Below are 21860 nucleotides of genomic sequence, written 5' to 3' on the forward strand. Positions count from 1 at the left end.
AGAACATCCGCGAGTTCCGCAAGGAAAGCCTCAAGCACTACAGCGCCGACCTGACATACACCCTGGTGCGTGGCGAGGGCGGCTTCAAGATCCACCGCAAGGTGATCAGTCTGATCAACAGTGACGATACCCTGGCCGGTATCGGCTACATCCTCTGAGGAGATGGCCATGAACCAAGTCGCATTGGTAACCGGCGCCGGCCAGGGGCTAGGCCAGCGCTTCTGCGCCCGGCTACTGGCTGCTGGCTTCGATGTCGTGGTCTCGGACCGCGACCTGGGCCTGGCCCAGGCCGCCGCCGAGCAACTGCAAGGGCAGGGTGGCCGCACCCTGGCTGTGAAGCTCGACGTCAGCAGCAAAGCTGACTTCGAGCAAGCTCTGGCCCAAGTGCTGGAGCATTTCGGTGCGCTGCACGTGGTGGTCAACAATGCCGCGGTCACCAAGACTACGCCGCTGATGCAGATTAGCCCGGAAGAGTTCGACGCCGTGGTGGGTCTGAACCTGCGCAGCGTTTTCCTCGGCTGCCAGGTGTTCGGCGCGTACCTGGCTGAGACCGGGTACGGGCGGATCATCAACATGGCCTCGCTTGCCGGGCAGAACGGCGGCACCGCCACTGGCGCGCACTACGCGGCGAGCAAGGGCGCGATCGTCACCTTGACCAAAATCTTCGCCAAAGAATTCGCTGCCCGTGGTGTCACCGTCAATGCCATCGCACCGGGACCGATTGACTCGCCTGCGGTACATGCTGCAGTGCCGGCCGACCGCCTGCCGGGTTTGCTGGCCAATATCCCTGTGCAACGTCTGGGCGATGCCGACTTCCTCGGTGACCTGATCGTTCAGCTGGCACGGCCCGAAGCCTACTTCACCACCGGGGCAACTTGGGACGTGAATGGCGGCCTGTTTATGCGTTGATTGCTTTTGAGGGCCTTACGGGCTTTCTGACAATATTCGGAATATCAGCCATGAATGAAGAACTTTTGAATGTAGTGGTGCGCAAGCGCGAGATCCAAGGTGCCGATGTGGTGGTGCTGGATCTGGGCCGGGCCGATGGCGCGGCGCTGCCGGCCTTCGAGGCGGGGGCACATGTGGACATCCATGTCGCCCCGGGCCTGGTGCGCCAGTATTCGCTGTGCAGCGACCCAGCCGATGCCTCGCTGTATCGCTTGGGCGTGTTGAAGGACCCGGCCTCTCGCGGTGGCTCGGTGAGCGTGCACGACACCCTGCTGGAAGGGCACGAGGTGCAGATCAGCGCCCCGCGCAATCTGTTCCCGCTGGCCGCCGATGCCCGCCGCTCGATCCTGTTGGGTGGCGGTATCGGTATCACGCCGATGATCGCCATGGCCCACGCCCTGCACCAGCAGGGCGCTGAATTCGAACTGCATTACTGCGGGCGCTCGCGCAGCCGCAGCGCCTTCCTCGATGCCCTGGCCAGCGCACCGTTCGCCGCCCGGGTGTTCACCCATTTCGACGACGAGGATGCGGACCAGCGGCTGAACCTAGCGGATGTGCTTGGCAGCGGGACGACCGGCACCCACATGTACACCTGCGGCCCGTCGGGCTTCATGGACTGGGTGATCGCCGGCGCGCGCCAGCAAGGCTACAGCGAGGAGCACATCCACAAGGAGTACTTCCAGGTCGAGGTCGACGCCAGCGGCGCGGGCTTTGAAGTGGTGGCCGCGCGCAGCAACAAGACCGTACAGGTCGCCGAGGGGCAAAGCATTCTGGATGCACTCGCACAAGTCGGGATCAAGATCCAGATTTCCTGCGAGCAGGGCGTCTGCGGCACTTGCCTCTGCAACGTGATCGAAGGTGAGCCGGATCACCGTGATGTGTACCTGACTGATGAAGAGAAAGCCGCGAACGATCAGATCCTGGTGTGCTGCTCGCGGGCCAAGTCCAAGAAGCTGGTGCTGGATATTTGAGGAGCATGACCATGGTAGACGTAACGCAATTTCGTAATGCGATGGCTATGCTCGGTGGAGCTGTGTCGGTCATCACCACCGATGGTCCTGCCGGCCGATACGGTTTCACCGCTTCGGCGGTGTGCAGCGTGACCGACTCACCCCCCACCTTGCTGGTCTGCATGAATCGCTCTTCGTATTCCAACGAGCAGTTCAAGGCCAATGGCGCACTGTGCGTGAACGTGCTGGCAGGTACCCACCAGGAGCTCTCGGGGGCATTTGCCAACCGCTCGCTGAGCATGGACGAGCGTTTCGCCACAACGGCCTGGACTTCGCTTGAAAGTGGAGCCCCCGTAATGCAAGAGGCCTTGGTCAATTTTGACTGCCGCATCGCCCAAGTACACGAAGTCGGCTCGCACAGTATTTTTTACTGTGAAATTCAAGACATTCGTCACGGCGGCACGGACGAGGGGCTGGTTTATTTCAACCGTGCTTATCATCGCCTCTGTGACAACTCCAAGGCCTGCTAAAGATTCTGGGTTTACCTCTTTGCCCAGTGGCTCGCTGGGCTTTTTTAACGGTAAGGATTGCAGCGTTCAGAAGGGGTCCAGATTGTGGAATACCACTTCGAGCATGGTGTTCAAGCGTTTTACCTGTGCTTCAGTCAGGCCCTTGAAGCTGCGCTGGAAGAGCTCGCGAGTAGCCTCTTGCATGCGCGTGATGCTCTGAAGGCCGGCCTCGGTAATACGTACATGGGTGACTCGGCCGTCTTCCGGGCTTGGTGCCGTATCGACCAGCCCGTCGTCTTTCATCCGGTAAACGATTTTGGTGATGGTCGAAAGTTTGGCAATGGCGTGGGTTGATATCTCAGAAATGCTGGACTCTCCATTTTCATTGAGAATCCACAAAACATGCCAGCGTGGTATATCGAGATCTATTTTTTAGGACGCGTTCCATGTTCTGGCTGTAGCGACCGTGTACCCGGGCAAGCCAGTAGAACGGAAAGTCCTCCTTGCGGAACTCCTTGCTGGCAGGATCGTGATGGCTATGTCCTTTGCTTCTTGGGTTGCTCATGGGTTCATCACTGTAGTGGAAGTGTATGTCGTATCCGAAGTTGAGTGTCCATGGCAGTAACCACCTCGGTATTAAATGACGGCAGGGAAAGAAAACATTTATTGATGGAAAAAATCAATTGATACTCCATGTTTTGGTGTCGATAGAGCGCCATCTCTCTCCTTTTTAGAAAGGCATATGAAAAATGACGATCATTGTAGAAGCTTTGAATTTGGGGGGGGATGGCCCTCGGGTAGTGGTCAAAGACACTATCGATGTAGCCGGAACGGCAAGCCGAGCGTCCAGCCAATCGCTGGACTGCGCTCCATTGGCCGACCAGCACGCCGAAGTTGTCAGCCGCTTGCTGGCCAGTGGTGCACGGCTGACGGGTAAAACCAGCCTGCATGAACTCGCGTTTGGAACCACCGGCATCAATCATTACACCGGTACGGCAATCAACCCGCGCTTCCCCGAGCGCATTCCTGGTGGGTCGTCGAGTGGCTCAGCTGCAGTAGTTGCTGCCGGCTTGGCTGAATTCAGCTTGGGTACGGACACTGGTGGTTCGGTACGTATTCCAGCCTGCTGCTGCGGTGTATTTGGTCTCAAGCCGACATTTGGCCGAGTGAGTCGTGCTGGTGTCATGCCAAGTCGGACCAGTCTGGACTGCGTAGGGCCTTTCGCTGCGAGCCTGCCGATGCTGACACGGGCAATGACGATGATCGATCCCAGTTTTGCCCCAGCGCAAGTGCCGAGCCGAGCCCGCGTCGGCGTACTGCGCGTTACAGCCGAAGCGGCTATCCAGAAAGTAGTGTATGGGGCGCTGACGGCTAGCGGCTTAGCGTTAGGCAATGTCGAACTCAAGCATTTTGGTGCTGCTTACGACGCCGGTATGGTGGTAATCAATCGCGAGACATTCGAAGGTTGTGGGCATCTACTTCTGACCGGGAAAGTGGGGGCTGATATTGCCGGGCGCTTGGCTGCTGCTGGTGAAACAACCGACCAAGCTTTGTCCGAGGCAGAAGAGGTGCGTCGGCGCTTTACCGAAGAAGTTGATCACGCCTTGAGCCAATATGATGTGTTGGCGCTGCCCACAATGCCAGATTTTCCCCTACGTCTGGAGGACGCAGCCGACACGCGGGCGGTGCTGGGAATGACGTCCTTGGTGCGCCCATTCAATTTGTCCGGGCACCCCGCTTTGACAATCCCGCTAGGTAGCGAGAGCGGGTTGCCCGTCGGGCTTCAGCTGGTAGCCGCGAAAGGGGCCGATGAAATGCTTTTGGCCATTGCCGAGCGATTTCTGTTGAATCTTTACGCTAGCAAAGCAGTACATCCCTCGATTAACTGATGGTATCAGGAGTACGCCATGTCAGTTGAAGTATCCAAAGAGCTCGCTGAGATTCGCTCGCGCCTGGACATTTTTGAGGGCCAACATGCGATTCGAGTCTGCATCAATCGATACATGGAATTGTGTGACACGTTGAATGCCGATACGCCGATTGATGAGCTCTCAGAGCTGTTTACCATAGACGCGATCTGGGAGGGAAAAGGCGCCAAATACGCCTCAAGCTTTGGTGGCTATCGCGGGCGGCAATCAATTCGCGAAATGTTTGAGCGGTACATGAAGCCACCTGTTCATTTCGCATTAAATGTTCACTTTCTCACTAGTGAAGTTGTAGAGGTTCATCCGGGTGGGCAAGGAGGGCAGGGGAGCTGGTTAATGCTTCAGACCAGCACCTTTGCTGACGGAGCATCACACTTGAATGCAGCCAAGCTGACAGTGGAGTTTGTGAGAGAGAACGATACGTGGCGTATGTCTCATTTCCAAACTGAGAATTTATTTGGTCGCCCCACTCAGTCGTGGAATTCTGAAGTTGCGCTGCCGGTGCCTAAAGGCTAACAGGTTGTGACGGTCAATCAAGAGCTGCACGAGCAGCCTCTTGATTGATGACGATCAGTATTTTCAAAGCGGGGCATCTTTTTTGGAGATTGCCGATGTAAGATTTTACAGTGAGAATGCTCTACTACCCTGTGCTCCCGCTATTTTGCCCTGAAACACTGCGCCAGCTTCTTTCAGTCGACTCGTCATGTGTGTGGGGTCAATGAGCGTTGATGGCAGATAAAGCCCCGGAGGGGTTGCTTTTTTTTCTCTTAACCCAAGCAACTCTTCGATTCCTACAGCGACACCAATGCCTGTGAGTACCGTCTGGCCCCGTGGGTGTGATAACTGTACTGTAACTGTGGCCGCTTCGCCGTCTGTGAGTAGACCGGCGATATCGTAAATGATCTCCACAGAAGGTTGACCATGTAGGCGGCGGCCGGGTGTCTCTGCGAATGAGAAATCGAGCCGTATGGATTGCGCGCCGAACCTTGCCGATAACTCAGGGACATCGAATGATGGAAAACTTGCGCCTTCGCATGTGGAGCCATCAAGCAACTGGAAGGTCCGACTTCCTTCATTACTATCTGGCTTCACCCAAGCGCCTCCTTCAATCAGAAATGCCGGCGCATGCCCTTCAAAGTCAGCAGCATCGCTTTGGCTCGCTGGCCCCCCGAGATCTTGGTCATCCATTACCGCGCCAATTGTAATAGTGTCGACTCTAGAGAATTGCTCAATAATCTGCAGCGCTGCCAGTACCAGCGTTCCTGCAAAGCTGGTGTCTTGAAGCAGGCTGGCAGACTTGTTCATTCCTGCGATTTGTACTGCTAATTTTGGGGCGAGATGGACGAGCTGAGTAGCGATGCTGGTATATGGGATTCCCTTAGTTACTGCATATTTTGCTGGGTGAGTCGAGAGGTCATTTGTCAGCAGGGCGATGCCGCTCAGTTGCATAGCGTCTGGTAAGCCGAGATCGGGCCGAGAGGTGTCGACAGCAACTCCAACTGCGATGCCGTGAGCATTAGCTGCAGCTTCAGCTTTGTTTCGATCACGCCCTGCAATCACAAGGGGGAGGTTTGGTTGGAACTTGCGTAAAGCTTTTATAGTTTCAGTGCCGACTGTGCCGTAGCCGCCAATAATCAGAAATGGATTCATAGGTTTACCTTGATAGGGCTATTCGTGATTTGTAAGGCTACCTTATTCGCTAGCTTTCGTGCAATTTCTCGTTCTGTCTGGTCGTCTAAGTATCACAGTTCGCATCTTTCCAATGTTTTATATCTACGAAGCAGAGATCGCCTTGGAGCACATGAGTCCCTGTACGTTTCTGCGCACTACAGAAATGATGATCTAAGCCTGTAACTCTCTAAATAACCATTCAGTGAAGCGACTAACCGCTTCCGGCTGTCGACTGCGCCGTGGCTGTACCAGATGATGCGCCGCAATCCGTACGGATCTGCTTACCTCTCGTAGCGGACAAACCAGGTTTCCTTGTGCAAGCTCGCGAGCGGCCAGCAAATCGGATTCGATAATCACACCCAACCCATCTACCCCAGCAGAGATGCTGATGGAACTCCGGTCGACAGCCAGGGCCTCAGGCCTGTGTGCAAGATGCTGGTCGCTTTGGTGTGCGCCATTTGGGCCTCACTCAAGGCGGCGCTCTGGATTGGCTAGCTCAGTATTGGGCCAACTGGATGTTGGGTAACCGCTTGGACGCTGCGGTGGTGGAAATCACTCTCGGTGGCCTGCAGTTGCGCTGCCAAGCCGATGGCTGGCTGGCGCTGGCTGGCGCGGACCTGGGCGCTGCCCTGGACGGGCAACTGCTGAATCTGTGGCAACCATTCCGGGTGTACCCCGGCCAGCGGTTATGTTTCTCCACGCTCAGGCTGGGGGCGAGGGCCTACCTGGCCGTGCCGGGAGGTGTGCTCGCACCATTGCTGGCCGGTAGCTGCGCCGCTGTCGCTCGGGAAGGGGTTGGTGGCCTGAAAGGTACAGGCAGAGGATTGCAGGTCGATGATCGTTTGGCATGGGAGGGCGTGGCGCAAGCGGTACGAGCGGTGCCCGCGTCGTTGGTGCCGGACTTGCGTGCGCCTGCGCGACTGGAGCTGGTGCTGGGGGCTCAGATGGGGGGGGTCAAGGGCCAGAGTTTGTTTGATGCCTTCAACCAGGCGTGGACCGTGGACACCCGTAGCGACCGCATGGGGCTGCGCCTGTCTGGAACACCGTTGTGTTATGACGGACCGGGATTGGTGTCTGAGGGCATTCCGCTGGGTGCCGTGCAGGTCCCGCCCGATGGGCAACCCATCATTCTGCTCAACGATCGGCAGACCAGTGGTGGCTATCCTCGCCTGGGGCCCTCAGTCCTTTGGCTGTTGCCCGTCTGGCCCAGTGCCTGCCTGGGGAGTCGGTGCATTTCTGCCCTCAGGTGCATTCTCCGCGCGACAACGACACTTACATGTCGTCGATGAGATCCGCCTTAGGTATGCCGTGAGTAGGGATCGCTCAGCAGACTTGCCTACTGCAGAGAATAAGTCCAGAGTCGAGGCTATTCCTGTTTCAGGGATAGCTGAAAACCTTTAGATTTCAATGGCTCGCAGGTCCGATGCCAGTCTCGTTTCCCGCTCCAAATATTGTCTGCAGAGTTTCAAACAACTGTGCAAGACATTGAAAAAAGGACCTTCGGGTCCTTTTTTCGTTTCTCTTGAATTCATTTGCCTCGATCATCATTGGGCCGCACATCACCCAGACGCCATCTCATGCACCTCGCTCAACCGTTTTGGCGCAGCCCCTTCGCCCTACACATGCACTTCCACCGTCAACGGTAAATGATCCGACAGATGCGTCCACGGCTTGTGGCCCAGGATCGTCGGCGCATGGCTTTGCGCGTTACGCAGATAAATGCGGTCGAGGCGCAACAACGGCATGCGTGCCGGATAGGTGCGGGCCAGCAATCCGTGGTGGCGCTCGAACGCTTCGTGCAGGTCGCGCTGCAGGTGCAACGTGCGATTGCCGCGCAATTGCCAATCGTTGAAATCTCCCGCGATGATCACCGGCGCCTCGGCAGGCAGCGAGTCGAGCAGACGGCGCAGCAGCTTGAGCTGCTGCTGACGATGGCTTTCCAGCAGCGACAGGTGTACGCAAATGGCATGCACAGGCTGTGGGCCTGGCACATCCAGCACGCAGTGCAACAGGCCACGACGTTCAGGGCCGGTGATCGACACGTCGAGGTTGCGGTGCTCCAGAATCGGGTATTTCGACAGCAGGGCGTTGCCGTGGTGGCCATCCGGGTAGACCGCATTGCGGCCATAGGCGAAATCGCTCCACATGCTGTCGGCCAGAAATTCGTATTGCGAGGTGGTGGGCCAGCCCGGGTGGCGGGCGGCGTGGCGATCATGGCTGCCGAGCACTTCTTGCAGAAACACGATGTCGGCCTGGGTACTGCGAACGGCCTCGCGCAGCTCCGGTAGGATGAAGCGCCGGTTGAAGGCAGTGAAACCCTTGTGGGTATTGACCGTCAGGACCCGCAGCCGGTGCACGGCAGGGGCTTGATCGGGTGTGGCGAAATCGGGGGCACTGGCCTCGTGATTCACACGTCCTCCAGAACTGCCGTGGGGGCGGGCAGGTATTGTTTCCGACCTGGCCTGGCTCTATGGGGTTCAGTTGGCTTGATGCTGCAAGCCGGGCGATGCGTGTGGTCCGGTTCAGGGGTCGATAAACGCCGGTTGGAGCGTGGGGGGAGGATTAGGTCGGCTGTGCCGCCCATCGCGGCTGAAGCCGCTCCTACAAGACCGCGAGAGAATGATTGATTCCTTCCAAACGCGCCCTCTGTAGGAGCGGCTTCAGCCGCGATGGGCGGCACAGCCGACCCAGTGGAGCCAAAGCCGACCCAATGGACCGATGAGCCTGGCGTCTTGCCTGTCAGGCAGGACTAGACATCAGGATCAGGTGATACGACCTGGATCAGGTGAAATCCGCTTGATCCAGCGCCTGTCAACCCAGCGTCGCCCTAAGTGGACGCCTCGAGGCGTCCACTTACGTGCAGAACGGAGTTCGCCTCACAGTCCAAGACGTCCCCCTGACCATCAGCCGACCGCGCGCCTCACTCCTCGTCGCGTTGCAAGGCAAACAGCAGCAACGAACGGCCTGTGACTTCGAAGGTGCTGTCGAAGTCATGGTGTTCGGCCTTGCGCAGTGTCGGCCGGTTGGTATCGACCACGCAGTTCCAGTAGTCGCCTTCCGGCACCGGTGGCAGCTTGAACGGCACGCTGTCGTGGTGGGCGTTGACCACCAGCAGCAGCGTGTCGTCAGCGCCCTGACGGGCAATATCGCTGACTTGCGCGCGGCCATCCATGAGCATGCCCAGGCAGCGGCCGTTGACGTCTTCCCACTGCTCGACGCTCATCTCGTTGCCATCGGGTGCCAGCCAGGTCACATCCTTCACACCGATGGCTTCGTTGTAGTCACCGACCAGGAAACGCGCCCGGCGCAGCACGGGGTAGGTCGAGCGCAGCTTGTTCAAACGCTTGACGAAGGCCAGCAGTTCGCTGCCTTCCTCGTCCAGGTCCCAGTCGATCCAGCCAATCTCGCTGTCCTGGCAGTAGGCATTGTTGTTGCCGTGCTGGGTACGGCTGAACTCGTCACCGGCGACGATCATCGGGGTGCCCTGAGACAGCAGCAGGGTGGCGAAGAAGTTGCGCATCTGGCGGGTGCGCAGCGCCTTGATCTCGGCGTCTTCGGTCGGGCCTTCGGCGCCGCAGTTCCAGGAGATGTTGTTGCTGCTGCCGTCTTGATTGTTCTCCTCGTTGGCCTCGTTGTGCTTCTCGTTGTACGAGACGAGGTCGCGCAGGGTGAAACCATCGTGGGCGGTGATGAAGTTGACCGACGCGTACGGACGACGACCGCGGTTGTTGAACATGTCCCCCGAGGCCGTGATGCGTGCCGCGAAGTCTGCCAGCTGGCCCTCGTCGCCTTTCCAGAAGGCGCGCACGGTGTCACGGAACTTGTCGTTCCACTCCGCCCAGCCGGGGGCGAAGTTGCCGACCTGATAGCCGCCTGGGCCGCAGTCCCACGGTTCGGCGATGAGCTTGACCTGGCTCAGCAGCGGATCCTGGCGGCAGGCGACGAGGAAGCTGTGACGCTCGTCGTAGCCATCGTGGTAACGCCCGAGAATGGTTGCCAGATCGAAGCGGAAGCCGTCGACGTGCATTTCGCCGGCCCAGTAGCGCAGCGAGTCGGTGACCAGTTGCAGCACGCACGGGTGGCTGAGGTCGAGGGTGTTGCCGGTGCCCGAATCGTTGATGTAATAGCGTTTGTCATCGGGCATCAGGCGGTAGTACGAAGCGTTGTCGATGCCACGCATCGACAGCGTCGGGCCTTGCTCGTTGCCTTCGGCGGTGTGGTTGTAGACCACGTCGAGGATCAGCTCGAGGCCTGCGCTGTGCAGGTGCGCCACCATCTCCTTGAACTCGGCGATCTTGCCATTGGCAAGGTAGGTCGGGTGCGGGGCGAAGAAGGCAATGCTGTTGTAGCCCCAGTAGTTGTTCAGGCCCTTGTCCAGCAGATGCTGGTCGTTGACGAAGGCGTGAATGGGCAGCAGTTCGATGCTGGAGACGCCGAGGTCCTTGATGTGCTTGAGCAACTCGTCGTTGGCCAGGCCACCGAAGGTGCCGCGCAGTTTTTCCGGGACAGCCGGGTGACGCATGCTGATGCCACGGGTGTGGGCTTCATAGAACACGGTGTTTTCCCACGGCACCTGCACCCGCTCATCGCGGCCCCAGGTGAAGGCCGGGTCGATCACCTTGCACTTGGGCACGAACGGGGCGCTGTCGCGTTCATCGAACGACAGGTCGCCGTCTTCGTGGCCCAGGGTGTAGCCGAACAGCGATTCGTCCCATTTCAGCTCGCCGACCAGCTGCTTGGCGTAGGGGTCGATCAACAGCTTGTTGTGGTTGAAACGGTGGCCGTTCTGCGGCTCGTAGGGGCCATACACACGGTAGCCGTAGACCATGCCCGGGTGCGCATCGGGCAGGTAGCCGTGGTAGATCTCGTCGGTGTACTCGGGCAGCTCGATGCGCTCGAGTTCGTTTTCGCCGGTGGAGTCGAAGATGCACAGCTCGACCTTGGTGGCATTGGCCGAGAACAGGGCGAAGTTGACGCCCAGCCCATCCCAGCTGGCACCGAGTGGAAAGGGCATGCCTTCACGAATGCGCGAAGGGGCGACGGAGCGGGTTTTCTTCGGTTTGCGTTGAGTCATGACAGGTCTCGGATGGCCAGAATTAGGGTGTCGCAGCGTTGCAGTCGGCCACCACGCCGCCCGGTCCGTTCCCAAGGGTACGGACCAGTCAGCAGGTAATGCCTGTATCGGGGTGGTGCGAAGCGCTACCGGGGGCTGGCAGCGCAGGTGCTGGATGAAGCGGTCAGTGCACGCGGTGGAGCAGAAAGCGCAAGAAACGTTCGGTATTGCCTCGTCCGTGAGGGGTACTGCTCGACGCCTGACGCACGTACTTGATTGCGGTTCTGCTGACCTGCGGCCTGCAACGTTTCGCCCAGCGCCTGGTTGGCTACCAGGCGATCACCCGGCAGTCGGTTTCTTCGCTGCGCGCGGCTTTTTCGCCGCAGCGGGCTTGGCGGCCGGTGCCTTGCCGCGTGCGCTGGTTTCAGCGCCCGGCAGCGCAGCAGTCTTGGCCACGGTGGCGGCCTTGGCCGGTGCCGCCGAGCCCTTCGGATCAGTCACGGCATCGGCCGCGGTCTTGCCCTTGGCGCTGGCCCGCTTGCGCGGCTCGGCCTTGGGTGCAATGGATTCGGCTTCGGCCAGCTTGCGGGCCATGGTCCAGTGACGTTCGTCCTGGCCCTCGGGCTGACCTTCGGATTCCCAGATCTGGTATGCGAACTCGCGGATACGTTTGTCTTCAACACTCATCACGATGCTCCTGGCTGCGCTTAATCATGTTCGATCAACAGGTTGACCGGAAACTCGGCTAGAACGGCGCTTAACTTCAGCTCCTTAGTAGGGCTGACCGCAGCGTTTCCAAAAAGTCCCGAGCAAGTGGCAGGGGACAAGGTGAACGGCAGAATCACCCGGGTATCCTCCCAGGCCTGGGCGGGAATCAGGGGGGTGTCGGCGTGCTCGCCGAGCAGGCCCGCGGCCAGGCGTGGCAGGACCACGATGGCGCGCTCGCCTTCACCGATACGGGCGAACGCCATGACCTTGTCGGCATGCCGGCCTTCCACTGCCAGCGGCTGGTACTCGCCGCAGCGGAACAGCTCGGGGTGGCTGCGGCGACAGTCCAGCACGCGGGCAATGAGGGTTTGCTTGATGCGCCCGTCACGCCAGTGCGCCACGCGCTCGCTGAGCGCTGCGCTGTCATCGAGGCTGGCGCGGCGAGCGGGGTAATCGACCGGGCGACGGTTGTCCGGGTCGACCAGGGTCAGGTCCCAGTACTCATTGCCCTGATACAGGTCCGGGACGCCCGGGACCGTCATGCGCAGCAGGGTCTGCGCCAGGCCATTGAGCGCGCCGGGGCTGGCAAGGGCCTCGGCGGCCTGCTGCAGCGACTCGCGCAGTTGCGCATGCTCGCGGCCCTTGAACAGTTGCTCGGTGTACTGCGCGCAGACCTGTTCGTAATCCTCGTTCGGCGCATTCCAGCTGCTGCGCAGCTTGGCTTCGCGCAGGGCCTTCTGCTGCCACTGCTGGATGCGCTCCACATAGGCAGACACTGCGGTGCTGTCGTTCAGGTCGAGGTCCAGCGGCCAGCTGCCCAGCAACAGCTGGAACAGCATCATCTCGTCGGCGGCGCTCGGCATCGGGCCTTCGTCGTCTTCGCTGCGCAGGGCGGCGCCCAGCTCGCGCCAATGCGTGACCTGCTCGGCGAACCACGGCCCGCGCTCGCTGATCACGGCCAGCCGGGCGCGGCAGTCTTCACCGCGCTTGTGGTCGTGGGTCGCGGTGGCAAGCAGGTTGTCAGGGAAATCGCGCAGACGGCGCTGCGCCTCGTCGTTGAAATCGTCGAGCGAAGCGCTGAAACGTTCGGCTTCGAAGCCGACGTCGTTGCGCGACAGCAGGCGGGCCGAGCGGTAGAACGCGGTGTCTTCCACGGCTTTGGCGGCGCTGGGCGCGGTCAGTTGCTGGAAGCGCACACAGGCATGACGCAGCTGCTTGCGTGCCTTGCCGACCGGCAGTGAGCGCCAGCGTTGCCCGCCCAGCCACTGCTCCAAGTGACCGAGCACCGGCCAGTCGGCATCGGGCAGAGTCTGCCGGGCATCGGCCAGCGCCTGCTGGAAGAACGGTTCGTCTTCGGCGGGCCGGCCGCAAGGGTTGATGTAGGTGCGGTATACCGCATAGTGCTCGACCAGCGCCTGCACGCCGCGGCGGATGGCGCCGAGGGTGAGATCGCGGGTCATCAGGTCGTTGCGTGCCACCTGCAGCAGGGCCTGCGCCACCGATTCGAAGTCACCGGCCAGGCTTGCGTTGAGTACCAGGCGACGTGCTTCACGGACTTCCTCGGGGAACGCCGGGCGCTCGCTGACGCGTTGCCACAGCTCGGTCAGCGGTGCTTCACCGGCCGGATCGTGCTGCGCCAGCGAGACCTGGTTCATGAACTCATAGCCCGTGGTGCCGTCGGTGAGCCAGTCGCGGTGCAGGTGCTCGCCCGTGCCGAGGATTTTCTCCACGTAGATCGGGAAGTGCTCGACGGCGGTACTCACCGGGCGGGCAGCCAGCAGGCCGTTGACCCGGCGGCGCAGCTTGCGGCAGTAACCGCGCGGGTCGGCCAGCCCGTCGATGTGGTCGATACGCAGGCCGTCGACCAGACCACGTTCGATCAGCTCGAACAGCTTGGCATGGGTGGCTTCGAATACCACCGAACGCTCGACGCGCAGACCGCCCAGCTCATTGATGTCGAAGAAGCGCCGCCAGTTGATGTCATCGGCGGCGGTGCGCCAGCTGGCCAGGCGATAGGACTGCTGTTCAAGCAGGGCATGCAGGCGCTGCAGGCCCGCTTCGCTGCGGCCATCGAACAGACGCAGCAGCGGATCGAGGCGCGCGCCGTCATGGTGCAGTTGCGACAGCTCGGCTTGCAGGGCCTGGGCCGCAGCCAGCGGCACGGCCGCTTCACGCAGGCCATTGAAGCGCGTCGCCATGGCCTGCAGTTCCGGCACATCGCTGTGCTGCAGGATCTGGCCGTAGTCGAGTGGGCAGATGGGGAAGCGGTGCTCGTGATGAGCGACTTCCAGGCGGCCGTGTTCAGCGTCGAAGGTCAGTGGCAGCTCGCCGTCTTTCAAGGCCACGCCGTAGTCGTTACCGAGGAAGGGCAGCAGTAACTGGCCGGCCAGCAGCGGATCGCTGGAGTGCCATTGAATGTCGAAGAATTCGGCATAGGGGCTGCGTCGCCCCCAGGCCAGCAGGCTCTGCCACCAGGGGTTGTCGGCCGCGCCGACCGCCATGTGGTTGGACACGGTGTCGAGAATCAGGCCCATACCGTGCTGGCGCAGGGCCGCCACCAACCGCTCGAGCGCAGCTTCGCCGCCCAGCTCCGGGTTGACCTGGGTCGGATCGACCACGTCATAGCCGTGCCGGGACCCGGCGCGGGCTTTGAGGATGGGCGAGGCGTACACATGGCTGATCCCCAGTTGGGCGAAATACGGCACCAGGGGCACGGCATGGTCGAGGGTGAAATCACTGTGGAATTGCAGGCGTACGGTCGCAGTCAAGGGCTTCATCGGTCGCGCTCCCACGCTTCTTTGCGGGCTTTGGCCAGCAGTTCCAGACGCCGGGCGGCGTCTTCATCATCAAGTATTTCGGTGCTGGACAGGACAAAGCGGCGGCGCCAGTTCGGGTGGCCGTCGGTCGTGCCGGGCAGGTTGGGTTGCTCCACGGCGCCGAGCAGGTCTTCGAGTGGCAGCAGCACCAGCGGGGCACGCGTCTTGCCTACGAAGGTGATGGCGGCGTCGATCACCGCCTGAGTGTCCTGCTCCTCGTCAGATGGCATGCCAAGCAGGCTGCGCAGGCCTTCACACTCCTTGCTGCGGTTTTCGCGCCAGGTGTGTTCGGCGTCGTCATCGACCAGCCCCAGGCGATGCTGCCAGTCGATGTCGCGGCCTTGCAGCCAGCCGGCCAGCGGTGCCAGGTCATGGGTGCCCGTGGTGGCCATGGCGTTGTCAGGCCAGTCCATCTGCGGAATGAAGTGGCCGGTGCCCTGTTGTTCGAAGGGCAGCACACGCATGCCCAGCACGGCCTTGTCGGCCAGTTGCTCGCGCAGGCCTTCGGGTACGGTGCCCAGGTCTTCGCCGAGCATGATCGCCTGGTGCCGCACCGATTCCAGCGCCAGCAGGCGCAGCAGGTCTTCGAACGGGTAGTGCACGTAGGCGCCGTGGGTCGGCTTGGCACCACGCGGGATCAGCCACAGCCGGCGCAAGCCCATGACGTGGTCGATGCGCAGGCCGCCCGCGTGGGCCAGATTGGCCCGAAGCATTTCGATGAAGGCACGAAAGCCATTGCGCTTGAGGCCTTCAGGCGAGAAGCCGCAGATGCCCCAGTCCTGGCCATTGCGGTTGATGATGTCGGGCGGTGCGCCCACGGTGAGGTCGGCGAGCAGTTCATCCTGGCGGCTCCAGGCCTGGCTGCCGGCGCCGTCTGCACCGACCGCAAGGTCGGCGATCAGGCCGACTTTCATGCCATTGCCGCGGGCAGCCTGCTGCGCGCGCTGCAGGCTACGGTCGGCGAGCCACTGGCAGAACACCTGGAATTCGATGCGCGCCGGGTAGGTGCTGGCGAAGGTTTCGACCTCGACGTGATAGGGGTCGTGCCAGGCCTTGGGCCAGCGCCGCCAGTCGGCGCCCAGGCCCTGATCCACGGCTTCGGCCTGCAGCGCCTCGAAGCGGCAGTGGTGCTCCAGGGCCTCGCCACCGGCGGAGCGAAAGCTCTCGAAATCAGCGCGCAGGGGGTGATCGCCGTGGCAGAAGTCCTTGTACAGCGCCTGCAGCAGTCGGTGGCGCACTTCAGCGGCGCGGGGCCAATCGACCAAAGGCTGCTGTTCCAGATCGTTGAGGGTTTCGGCCAGGCCCTCGGCTTCGATGGCCGCGCGCACTTCGCGCTCGCCCAGCAGCCCGGCAGGGCTTGCATAGAGCGTGTTGAGCAGCAGGCGGCTGGACGGCGAGTAGGGGCTGTAATGCTCCTGCTCAAAGGCCGACAACGCGTGAATGGGGCTGATCGCCAAGGCGTCGGCGCCGCGTTCGGCCGCGCACCGGGCCAGCTGTTCCAGCGCCAGGCAATCGCCATAACCGCCATCGCCCGGACGCCGCAGGCTGTACAACTGGGCCGCGAGGCCCCAGCAGCGCGCAGGGCCTTCTTCGACGGCGTCTTCGAGGCTGTAGCAGCGCGTCGGCGCCACGGCGACAGTCAGTGAGCGACCGTCGACGTCCACCTGGTGATAGCCGATTGGCAGGTCCGCTGGCAGTTCGGACTGATCGCCCAGCGTACACTCGCGCACCTGCCCTTGAGCATCGGTAACGCGGGCAACACTGCCGGCGGGAAACCACGGCTGCAGGCGCAGCGCGTGGTCGACGTCGCAGGTCAGCAGCTTGGGCAGTTCCTGAATGTCCTGGGCCAGCTCGAGTGCGGCCAGGCTGTCGGTGACCTCTGCCGAGGTCTCGGCCGCGTGGCCGAGCGCGCCGAGCACGCCGCGCAGGACTTCGTCGCTGACCTGCTGCGGGCGGTTGTTGGCGTCGGTCCAGTCGCGGGCGATACCGACCCGTGCCGCCAATTGATGCAGGGGGTTGTCGCTCATGCTGTCTCCGAACCAGTGGGGATCAGGCTCACCACGCAGCTCAAGGCTGACAGCGACGAGTCAGGATGGGTGGTGTCGCTGCTGTCGAACAGACGCACGCTGGGGCAGGGCAGGGCCACGGCCTGGGCGTGGTCGGCCAGGTTCAGGTCGATGCGCAGCTCCTGCCCATCGCCCAGGCGCCAGCGGGCGCTGAGCGCCTTGTCTCCGAGCACCGTGCAGCCGAGCGAGGTGCAGCCCGGCAGGTGCGCAGCGACATGCCGGTGGCGCAGGTCGAGCAACTGCTGGTACAGGCCGTGCCAGCCGGCGACCACGTTCTGCTCCGAAAGCCTGGAGGCCTCGAAGGTGCTGGCAGCGTTCGGGTCGGGGATCTGCGCACGTGATTCGGCGTCGGCGAAGGCCTTGAAGTGGGCGAACTCCTTGCGTCGCCCGTTGCGTACCGCATCGGCGAGCTCATCGTGGAAATCGGTGAAGAACAGAAACGGCGCGCGGCTGCCCTGGTCATCGCCCATGAACAGCAGCGGGATCATCGGCGAGAGCAGCAGCAGCCCGGTAGCGGCGCGCAGCGCAGCAGGTTTACACAGCAGCGTCAGGCGCTCGCCGAGCGCACGGTTGCCGATCTGGTCGTGGTTCTGCAAAAACAGCACGAAGGCACTGGGCGGCAGGTGGCCGCTGGGCTCACCACGGGCTTCACCGTGGCGGTTGAGCTGGCCCTGGAACACGAAGCCTTCGGTCAGGCAGCGCGCCAGTTGCTCGATGGGGCGATCCTTGTAGTCGGCGTAATAGCCTTCTGTTTCATCGGTGAGCAGCACGTGCAAGGCGTTGTGGCCGTCGTCGTTCCACTGCGCGTCGAACCCGTCTTCCATCAGGAAGGCTTGATTGTGTTCGTTTTCCAGCACCAGCCATACCTGGCGCTTGCCTGTGATCTCGCTGCGCACCTGCTGGGCCAGGGTCTTGAGAAAAGCCGGTGAATCGATGGCGTGTACGGCGTCCAGGCGCAGGCCATCGATGCGGTAGTCCTGCAGCCACATCAATGCGTTCTGGATGAAGAAAGCGCGCACTGCCGGCTGGTTGAAGTCAATGGCGGCACCCCACGGGGTCTGCTTGTCTTCATTGAAGAAGGTGCTGGCGTATTCGTGGAGGAAGTTGCCGTCGGGGCCGAAGTGGTTGTAGACCACGTCGATCATCACGCTCAGGCCCAGGCCGTGAGCCTGGTCGACCAAGGCGCGGAGTTCGTCCGGCGTGCCGTAGCTGTGCTGCGGAGCAAACGGCAGAACGCCGTCGTAGCCCCAGTTGCGATTGCCGGGAAACTGCCCCAGCGGCATCAGCTCGATGGCGGTAATGCCCAGCGCTGCCAGGCGCGGCAGGTGGGCGGCCACACCTTTGTAGCCACCCAGTGCACCCACGTGCACTTCCTGGATGACCGCTTCATGCCACGGGCGGTTGGGAAAGGGGTGCTGCCAGGCATAGGCCTCGACATCGACCACCGCACTGGGCCCGGTCACGCCTTCAGGCTGATAGCGCGAGGCAGGGTCGGCGACGGTGAGTGTTTCATCGATCTGGAATCGATACTGCTGGCCAGCGGTGCAGGGCGCAGTACCACAGAACCAGCCCTCTTCAGCGGCTGGCAGGTCGACGGCGGGTTGGCCATCGAGGAGTACGCTCACGTGACGCGCGTCTGGCGCCCAGAGGGCGAAGCGCGCGGACGTGGCGTCCAGCAAGTGTGCGCCATGTCTGTGCATCTTCGAATCTCCGGATCAGTAAGTAGCCAGCTGAGTCTGCTTGACGAGGTCTTCGTACAGCCGGGCGTACGGGGTAACGGCCTGGCACCAGTTGAACGGTTGGGTCATGGACAGGCAGCGCATGGCGTTGAGCAGCTCGGGCTTGCCGTGTACATAAAAGGCCCGGCTCAGCGCTTCGCGGTAGCTGTCGGCGGTGGATTCATCGAACAGGAAACCGGTGACGCCGTTTTCGATGGTATCGGCCAGGCCGCCGGTGTTGCGTGCCACCGGGAGGGAGCCGAAGCGCTGGGCATACATCTGGCTCAAGCCGCAGGGCTCGTAGCGTGAAGGCATCAGCAGGAAGTCGCTGCCGGCGAACATGCGTCGGGCGTCGGTCTCGTTGAAGCCGATGCGCACTCCGATGCGACCCGGATGGCGCAGCGCCAGTTCGCGCATGGCCTGTTCTTCTTCAGGCTCGCCGCGACCGATGATGGCGATCTGGCCGCCTTGCTCGACGATGAAGTCGGCGACCGCAAGGGTCAGGTCCAGGCCCTTCTGATAGACCAGTCGCGAGACCACGGCGAACAACGGGCCCTCGCTGTCGTCGAGCTCGAACAGACGGCGAACTTCCTGAGTATTGAGCGCCTTGCCTTCCCAGTCGTTGAGGCTGAAGTTGTGCTGCAGGTGCTTGTCGGTCGCCGAGTCCCAGCTTTCGTCGATGCCGTTCGGAATGCCGCCGAGCAGGCCTTGATTGGCCTTGCTGGCAAGGAAACCGTCCAGGCCGCAGCCAAATTCCGGTGTGGTGATTTCCTGGGCGTACGTCGCGCTCACCGTGGTGATGTGGCTCGAGTACGCCAGGCCTGCCTTGAGGAACGACAGCTTGCCGTAGAACTCCATGCCTTCCTGCTGCAGCGCGTGCTCGGGGATGCCGAGCTCGGGGCAGCAGGCCAGGCTGTAGACACCCTGGTAGGCCAGGTTGTGAATGGTGAAGAGGGTCGGCGTGCTCAGGCCGCGCCAGTGCATGTAGGCCGGTGCCAGGCCTGCGGGCCAGTCGTGAGCGTGGACCAGATCGGGGGTCCAGTGCGCCATGCCTTCGCCCGCAGCGATGTCGGCGGCAGCCAGGCCGAGGCGGGCGAAGCGGATGTGGTTGTCCGCCCAGTCACGGCCCTGGTTGTTGCCGTAGGGCGTGCCTTCACGCTGGTACAGTTCAGGGCAGATCAGCACGTAGATGACCAGGCCGTCCGGCAAGTCCATCCGGCCGATCTTGCACGGCGGCAGGGCAGCGTGGCCGCTCAGCTCGCCGACGATGTGAATGGGGTTGTCGCTGTCCATGACCTGCGGGTAGCCCGGGATCAGCACGCGCACATCGTGCAGGTCGGACAGGGCGCGGGGAAGGGCTGCGGAGACATCGCCCAGGCCGCCGGTCTTGACCAGATCGGCGATTTCCGAGGTGACGAAAAGCACTTTGCGTTTGTTCGGGTTCTGCTGGCGCTTGGCGCCGGGTGATCTGCCTGCCGTGGTGAAGCCGGGTACTTGGGGCCCGCGATGCTCGGTTTTGAACGTGGTGACATTTGGCTCGACAGCGGCGCTGATCATGGTGCTCTCCATCCATAAAATTCGGATCCCCTTGGACCCTATGCATTACATCGTGCTGGCTCTCTTCTTCTGTGCGGTGAAGCGTGTTGCAGTCCTTGCCCCGGTTCGTACGCAGCGGCACAGCGCCTTGGCCATCCGGGCCGAAAGCGTGTGAGCTCTATGGGGTGGGCAGGCCGGGAGAAAAAAGTTTCTACCAGCGGCCTACTAAGTTGATGACTGGTCGCGTTATCGGAAAGTTCTACTCATTTAGAGCGATTGTTCCGAACGGTAACGAGAGCAGATTTGGAGTGTAGGAGAGGAACGGTGAAAAATGTGACCCGTTGGTCACTGATTTTTACTCTGGTGCCTGTTTTCGGGGGCGCCAACGGGTTTCAGGCTTCTCGGGTCAGCGCTGTGGGCTGGTCGGTCACCGTCCTGAGCAGTCTTCGGTTTTTTCAGGTCTGTCGCGTCATCGACGCTGGTGCAACGTCGCCGTCGCCGCATCCCGTGCCTCGTCCTGCGTCACCTCCTTCAACGGCACCTCACCCACCGCGCGGGCCTGTTCAATCAACAGCGCATCGCCTTGCTCACCGAGCAGTGCCTGCAACCGTTGAAAGTCGCCGCACCACAGGGTTTCGATGTCGCGGTCACGGCCCTTGTCGCGCTCGGGATCGAATGCCACCGCGCGCACTTGCAGGCGAGCGTGGTCGGCGCGCCCACCCACTTCCACGCCATAGCCGGGTGCGGCCGGTTTGCGCAGCACGACGCGACCGGTGTCGGCCCAACCGGTGGCCATGCCCTCGCGGACCTCATAACCGAGGCTGGCCAGGCCTTGCAGCACCGCCTCACGGCGTGCCTGGGCGGCGAGCGCCTGCGCATGAGCGTCGAGCACGGCATGGGTCCGGGCGATCAGGGCGTCCAGCTGGATCAGTGGGTCCGCCGCTGTGCAGGCGGCGATCTCCGCCAGCAGCGCAGCCTCACGCTCAGCCAGCACGGCGTGCAGTGCGCTGGCCAGGTCATCGAGCTGCTCCAGGCGTTCGCGCACTTGCTGGAAGGCGTGGGTGGCACTGGCCAGGTCGATCACCAGGCTGTCGAGCAGCAGGTTGCGTTGCGCCGGCCGCTGTTCGGCTTCGGCCCGCTGCAAGGCGGTGACGAAGGCTGCGCTGGTCGGTGCCCCTTGCAACAGGTGCAACTCGGCCAGATGCCGGTCGATACGCAGCAGACGCTCATCGCGCGCGGCCGTTGTGCGGTGCTGGGCCAGCCATTGGGCGTAGGTCAGAGGCTGGGTGTCATCCTTGAGCTGCTGCGCCAGGGCTTTCTGCGCCTCACTCAGGCCCGACGACGGCGCCGCCTGGGTCAGCGTTGCGAAGCCCCGGGCCAATATCTTGTCAGCTTCCGGCTGATCCCCGCCGCTGGCCAACGCCTGCAGCGCGTGCAGAATCTGCGCGTCCTGGGGCTGGCCGCCGGCGGTCAGCGCCTTGACCAGTGCCTTGGCATTGTCCTGCACCTGCCGTGAGCGCTGACGCTGCTGGGCGCTGCGCTCGATGGCCTGAGCCTCGCGCTCGCGCACATCCTGCTGGAGAAACTCGATCTCCAGCGGTACGGCTTTCTGAAGTTCGGTGAAGCGGTCTGCTGCCATCAGCGCCTGCAAGCGCGTGTGCCGCGCGTGGGTCGCGGCCACTTCGGCGGCGTCCAGCACACCCAGGCGCTCGGCCTGGGCCTGCCAGCGCGCAGCAGCCTTGGCCAGGCGCTGCAGGTGACCTTCGCACAGGGCGACGATTTCTTCGCGGGTGACGATACGGACAACTTTCGGGCCGCTCATGGGCTTACCTCGCTATCGACAGGGGCGGCATGCACCACAGGGTCCGGCGGTCGCGGTGATCCCACGGCGTGCCAGGGAGAGGGCACGCGGCAGGGGTTTGCCAATAGGCTCATGGCTGCACCTCGTGATCGATGTCAT

The 21860-nt window shown here is 62.2% G+C and carries 15 protein-coding genes and 2 pseudogenes; 6 read left to right on the forward strand and 11 right to left on the reverse strand.

Annotated features, from left to right (window positions below; genetic code table 11):
• Nucleotides 1-168 precede the first annotated feature (168 nt).
• Genes RT028_RS14625 through RT028_RS14635 form a run of 3 tightly spaced genes read left to right on the forward strand, consistent with a single transcriptional unit; the run spans nucleotide 169 to nucleotide 2428 of the window.
• Nucleotides 169-909, forward strand: coding sequence for an SDR family NAD(P)-dependent oxidoreductase (locus tag RT028_RS14625; protein ID WP_312935845.1), 741 nt, complete (start codon nucleotides 169-171; stop codon nucleotides 907-909).
• Between the two features lie 50 nt (nucleotides 910-959).
• Nucleotides 960-1919, forward strand: coding sequence for a PDR/VanB family oxidoreductase (locus tag RT028_RS14630; protein WP_312935846.1), 960 nt, complete (start codon nucleotides 960-962; stop codon nucleotides 1917-1919).
• A gap of 11 nt (nucleotides 1920-1930) precedes the next feature.
• Nucleotides 1931-2428 (forward strand): flavin reductase, encoded by a 498-nt coding sequence (locus tag RT028_RS14635; protein WP_312935847.1) that lies wholly within the window; start codon nucleotides 1931-1933, stop codon nucleotides 2426-2428.
• Between the two features lie 66 nt (nucleotides 2429-2494).
• Here RT028_RS14635 and RT028_RS14640 read toward each other — a convergent pair.
• Nucleotides 2495-2972: pseudogene (locus RT028_RS14640) on the reverse strand (MarR family winged helix-turn-helix transcriptional regulator).
• 184 nt (nucleotides 2973-3156) lie between these two features.
• On the opposite strand from RT028_RS14640, the gene RT028_RS14645 reads away from it, so the two are divergent.
• Nucleotides 3157-4296 (forward strand): amidase, encoded by a 1140-nt coding sequence (locus tag RT028_RS14645; RefSeq protein WP_312935848.1) that lies wholly within the window; start codon nucleotides 3157-3159, stop codon nucleotides 4294-4296.
• Between the two features lie 18 nt (nucleotides 4297-4314).
• Nucleotides 4315-4848, forward strand: a complete 534-nt coding sequence (locus RT028_RS14650; RefSeq protein WP_312935849.1) for a nuclear transport factor 2 family protein — start codon at nucleotides 4315-4317, stop codon at nucleotides 4846-4848.
• 105 nt (nucleotides 4849-4953) lie between these two features.
• On the opposite strand, the gene RT028_RS14655 is transcribed toward RT028_RS14650, so the two are convergent.
• Together RT028_RS14655 and RT028_RS14660 are read right to left on the reverse strand one after the other, a co-directional pair.
• Nucleotides 4954-5982, reverse strand: coding sequence for a hypothetical protein (locus RT028_RS14655; protein WP_312935850.1), 1029 nt, complete (start codon nucleotides 5980-5982; stop codon nucleotides 4954-4956).
• Nucleotides 5983-6174: 192 nt separating this feature from the next.
• Complete coding sequence (locus RT028_RS14660) at nucleotides 6175-6414, reverse strand: LysR substrate-binding domain-containing protein (protein ID WP_312935859.1); 240 nt, start codon at nucleotides 6412-6414, stop codon at nucleotides 6175-6177.
• 14 nt (nucleotides 6415-6428) lie between these two features.
• On the opposite strand from RT028_RS14660, the pseudogene RT028_RS14665 reads away from it, so the two are divergent.
• Nucleotides 6429-7315: pseudogene (locus RT028_RS14665) on the forward strand (biotin-dependent carboxyltransferase family protein).
• A 304-nt stretch (nucleotides 7316-7619) separates the two neighbouring features.
• Here RT028_RS14665 and RT028_RS14670 read toward each other — a convergent pair.
• The 8 genes from RT028_RS14670 to RT028_RS14705 all read right to left on the reverse strand — a co-directional run bounded on the left by RT028_RS14670 (nucleotide 7620) and on the right by RT028_RS14705 (nucleotide 21722).
• Nucleotides 7620-8414 carry an endonuclease/exonuclease/phosphatase family protein gene (locus tag RT028_RS14670; protein ID WP_312935851.1) on the reverse strand — a complete coding sequence of 265 codons (795 nt, stop codon included), beginning with the start codon at nucleotides 8412-8414 and terminating at the stop codon, nucleotides 7620-7622.
• A gap of 509 nt (nucleotides 8415-8923) precedes the next feature.
• Nucleotides 8924-11077, reverse strand: coding sequence for a glycogen debranching protein GlgX (gene glgX / locus RT028_RS14675; protein WP_312935852.1), 2154 nt, complete (start codon nucleotides 11075-11077; stop codon nucleotides 8924-8926).
• Nucleotides 11078-11395: 318 nt separating this feature from the next.
• Nucleotides 11396-11746: a DUF2934 domain-containing protein gene (locus RT028_RS14680; protein ID WP_312935853.1), complete on the reverse strand. Its 351-nt coding sequence runs from the start codon at nucleotides 11744-11746 to the stop codon at nucleotides 11396-11398.
• 17 nt (nucleotides 11747-11763) lie between these two features.
• On the reverse strand, nucleotides 11764-14541 hold the full coding sequence (locus tag RT028_RS14685) for a malto-oligosyltrehalose synthase (protein WP_312935854.1): 2778 nt from the start codon (nucleotides 14539-14541) through the stop codon (nucleotides 11764-11766).
• Nucleotides 14538-16607: a 4-alpha-glucanotransferase gene (gene malQ / locus RT028_RS14690; RefSeq protein ID WP_312935855.1), complete on the reverse strand. Its 2070-nt coding sequence runs from the start codon at nucleotides 16605-16607 to the stop codon at nucleotides 14538-14540. Before malQ ends, RT028_RS14685 begins: the two co-directional genes overlap by 4 nt.
• Nucleotides 16604-18346, reverse strand: a complete 1743-nt coding sequence (treZ, locus tag RT028_RS14695; protein ID WP_312935856.1) for a malto-oligosyltrehalose trehalohydrolase — start codon at nucleotides 18344-18346, stop codon at nucleotides 16604-16606. The genes malQ and treZ overlap by 4 nt, the downstream gene beginning before the upstream one ends.
• 15 nt (nucleotides 18347-18361) lie before the next feature.
• Nucleotides 18362-19921: a glycogen synthase GlgA gene (gene glgA, locus RT028_RS14700; protein ID WP_312935857.1), complete on the reverse strand. Its 1560-nt coding sequence runs from the start codon at nucleotides 19919-19921 to the stop codon at nucleotides 18362-18364.
• Nucleotides 19922-20369: 448 nt separating this feature from the next.
• Nucleotides 20370-21722: a hypothetical protein gene (locus RT028_RS14705; protein ID WP_312935858.1), complete on the reverse strand. Its 1353-nt coding sequence runs from the start codon at nucleotides 21720-21722 to the stop codon at nucleotides 20370-20372.
• Nucleotides 21723-21860: the final 138 nt, after the last annotated feature.

Source organism: Pseudomonas sp., assembly GCF_032058845.1.
In the GTDB taxonomy this organism is placed as follows: domain Bacteria; phylum Pseudomonadota; class Gammaproteobacteria; order Pseudomonadales; family Pseudomonadaceae; genus Aquipseudomonas.

What these genes read in the sequence shown, in the direction of transcription:
- RT028_RS14625 (WP_312935845.1), top strand. Translation starts at nt 169, where the DNA reads ATGAACCAAGTCGCATTGGTAACCGGCGCCGGCCAGGGGCTAGGCCAG.
- RT028_RS14630 (WP_312935846.1), top strand. Translation starts at nt 960, where the DNA reads ATGAATGAAGAACTTTTGAATGTAGTGGTGCGCAAGCGCGAGATCCAA.
- RT028_RS14635 (WP_312935847.1), top strand. Translation starts at nt 1,931, where the DNA reads ATGGTAGACGTAACGCAATTTCGTAATGCGATGGCTATGCTCGGTGGA.
- RT028_RS14645 (WP_312935848.1), top strand. Translation starts at nt 3,157, where the DNA reads ATGACGATCATTGTAGAAGCTTTGAATTTGGGGGGGGATGGCCCTCGG.
- RT028_RS14650 (WP_312935849.1), top strand. Translation starts at nt 4,315, where the DNA reads ATGTCAGTTGAAGTATCCAAAGAGCTCGCTGAGATTCGCTCGCGCCTG.
- RT028_RS14655 (WP_312935850.1), bottom strand. Translation starts at nt 5,982, where the DNA reads ATGAATCCATTTCTGATTATTGGCGGCTACGGCACAGTCGGCACTGAA.
- glgX (WP_312935852.1), bottom strand. Translation starts at nt 11,077, where the DNA reads ATGACTCAACGCAAACCGAAGAAAACCCGCTCCGTCGCCCCTTCGCGC.
- RT028_RS14685 (WP_312935854.1), bottom strand. Translation starts at nt 14,541, where the DNA reads ATGAAGCCCTTGACTGCGACCGTACGCCTGCAATTCCACAGTGATTTC.
- malQ (WP_312935855.1), bottom strand. Translation starts at nt 16,607, where the DNA reads ATGAGCGACAACCCCCTGCATCAATTGGCGGCACGGGTCGGTATCGCC.
- treZ (WP_312935856.1), bottom strand. Translation starts at nt 18,346, where the DNA reads ATGCACAGACATGGCGCACACTTGCTGGACGCCACGTCCGCGCGCTTC.
- glgA (WP_312935857.1), bottom strand. Translation starts at nt 19,921, where the DNA reads ATGATCAGCGCCGCTGTCGAGCCAAATGTCACCACGTTCAAAACCGAG.
- RT028_RS14705 (WP_312935858.1), bottom strand. Translation starts at nt 21,722, where the DNA reads ATGAGCGGCCCGAAAGTTGTCCGTATCGTCACCCGCGAAGAAATCGTC.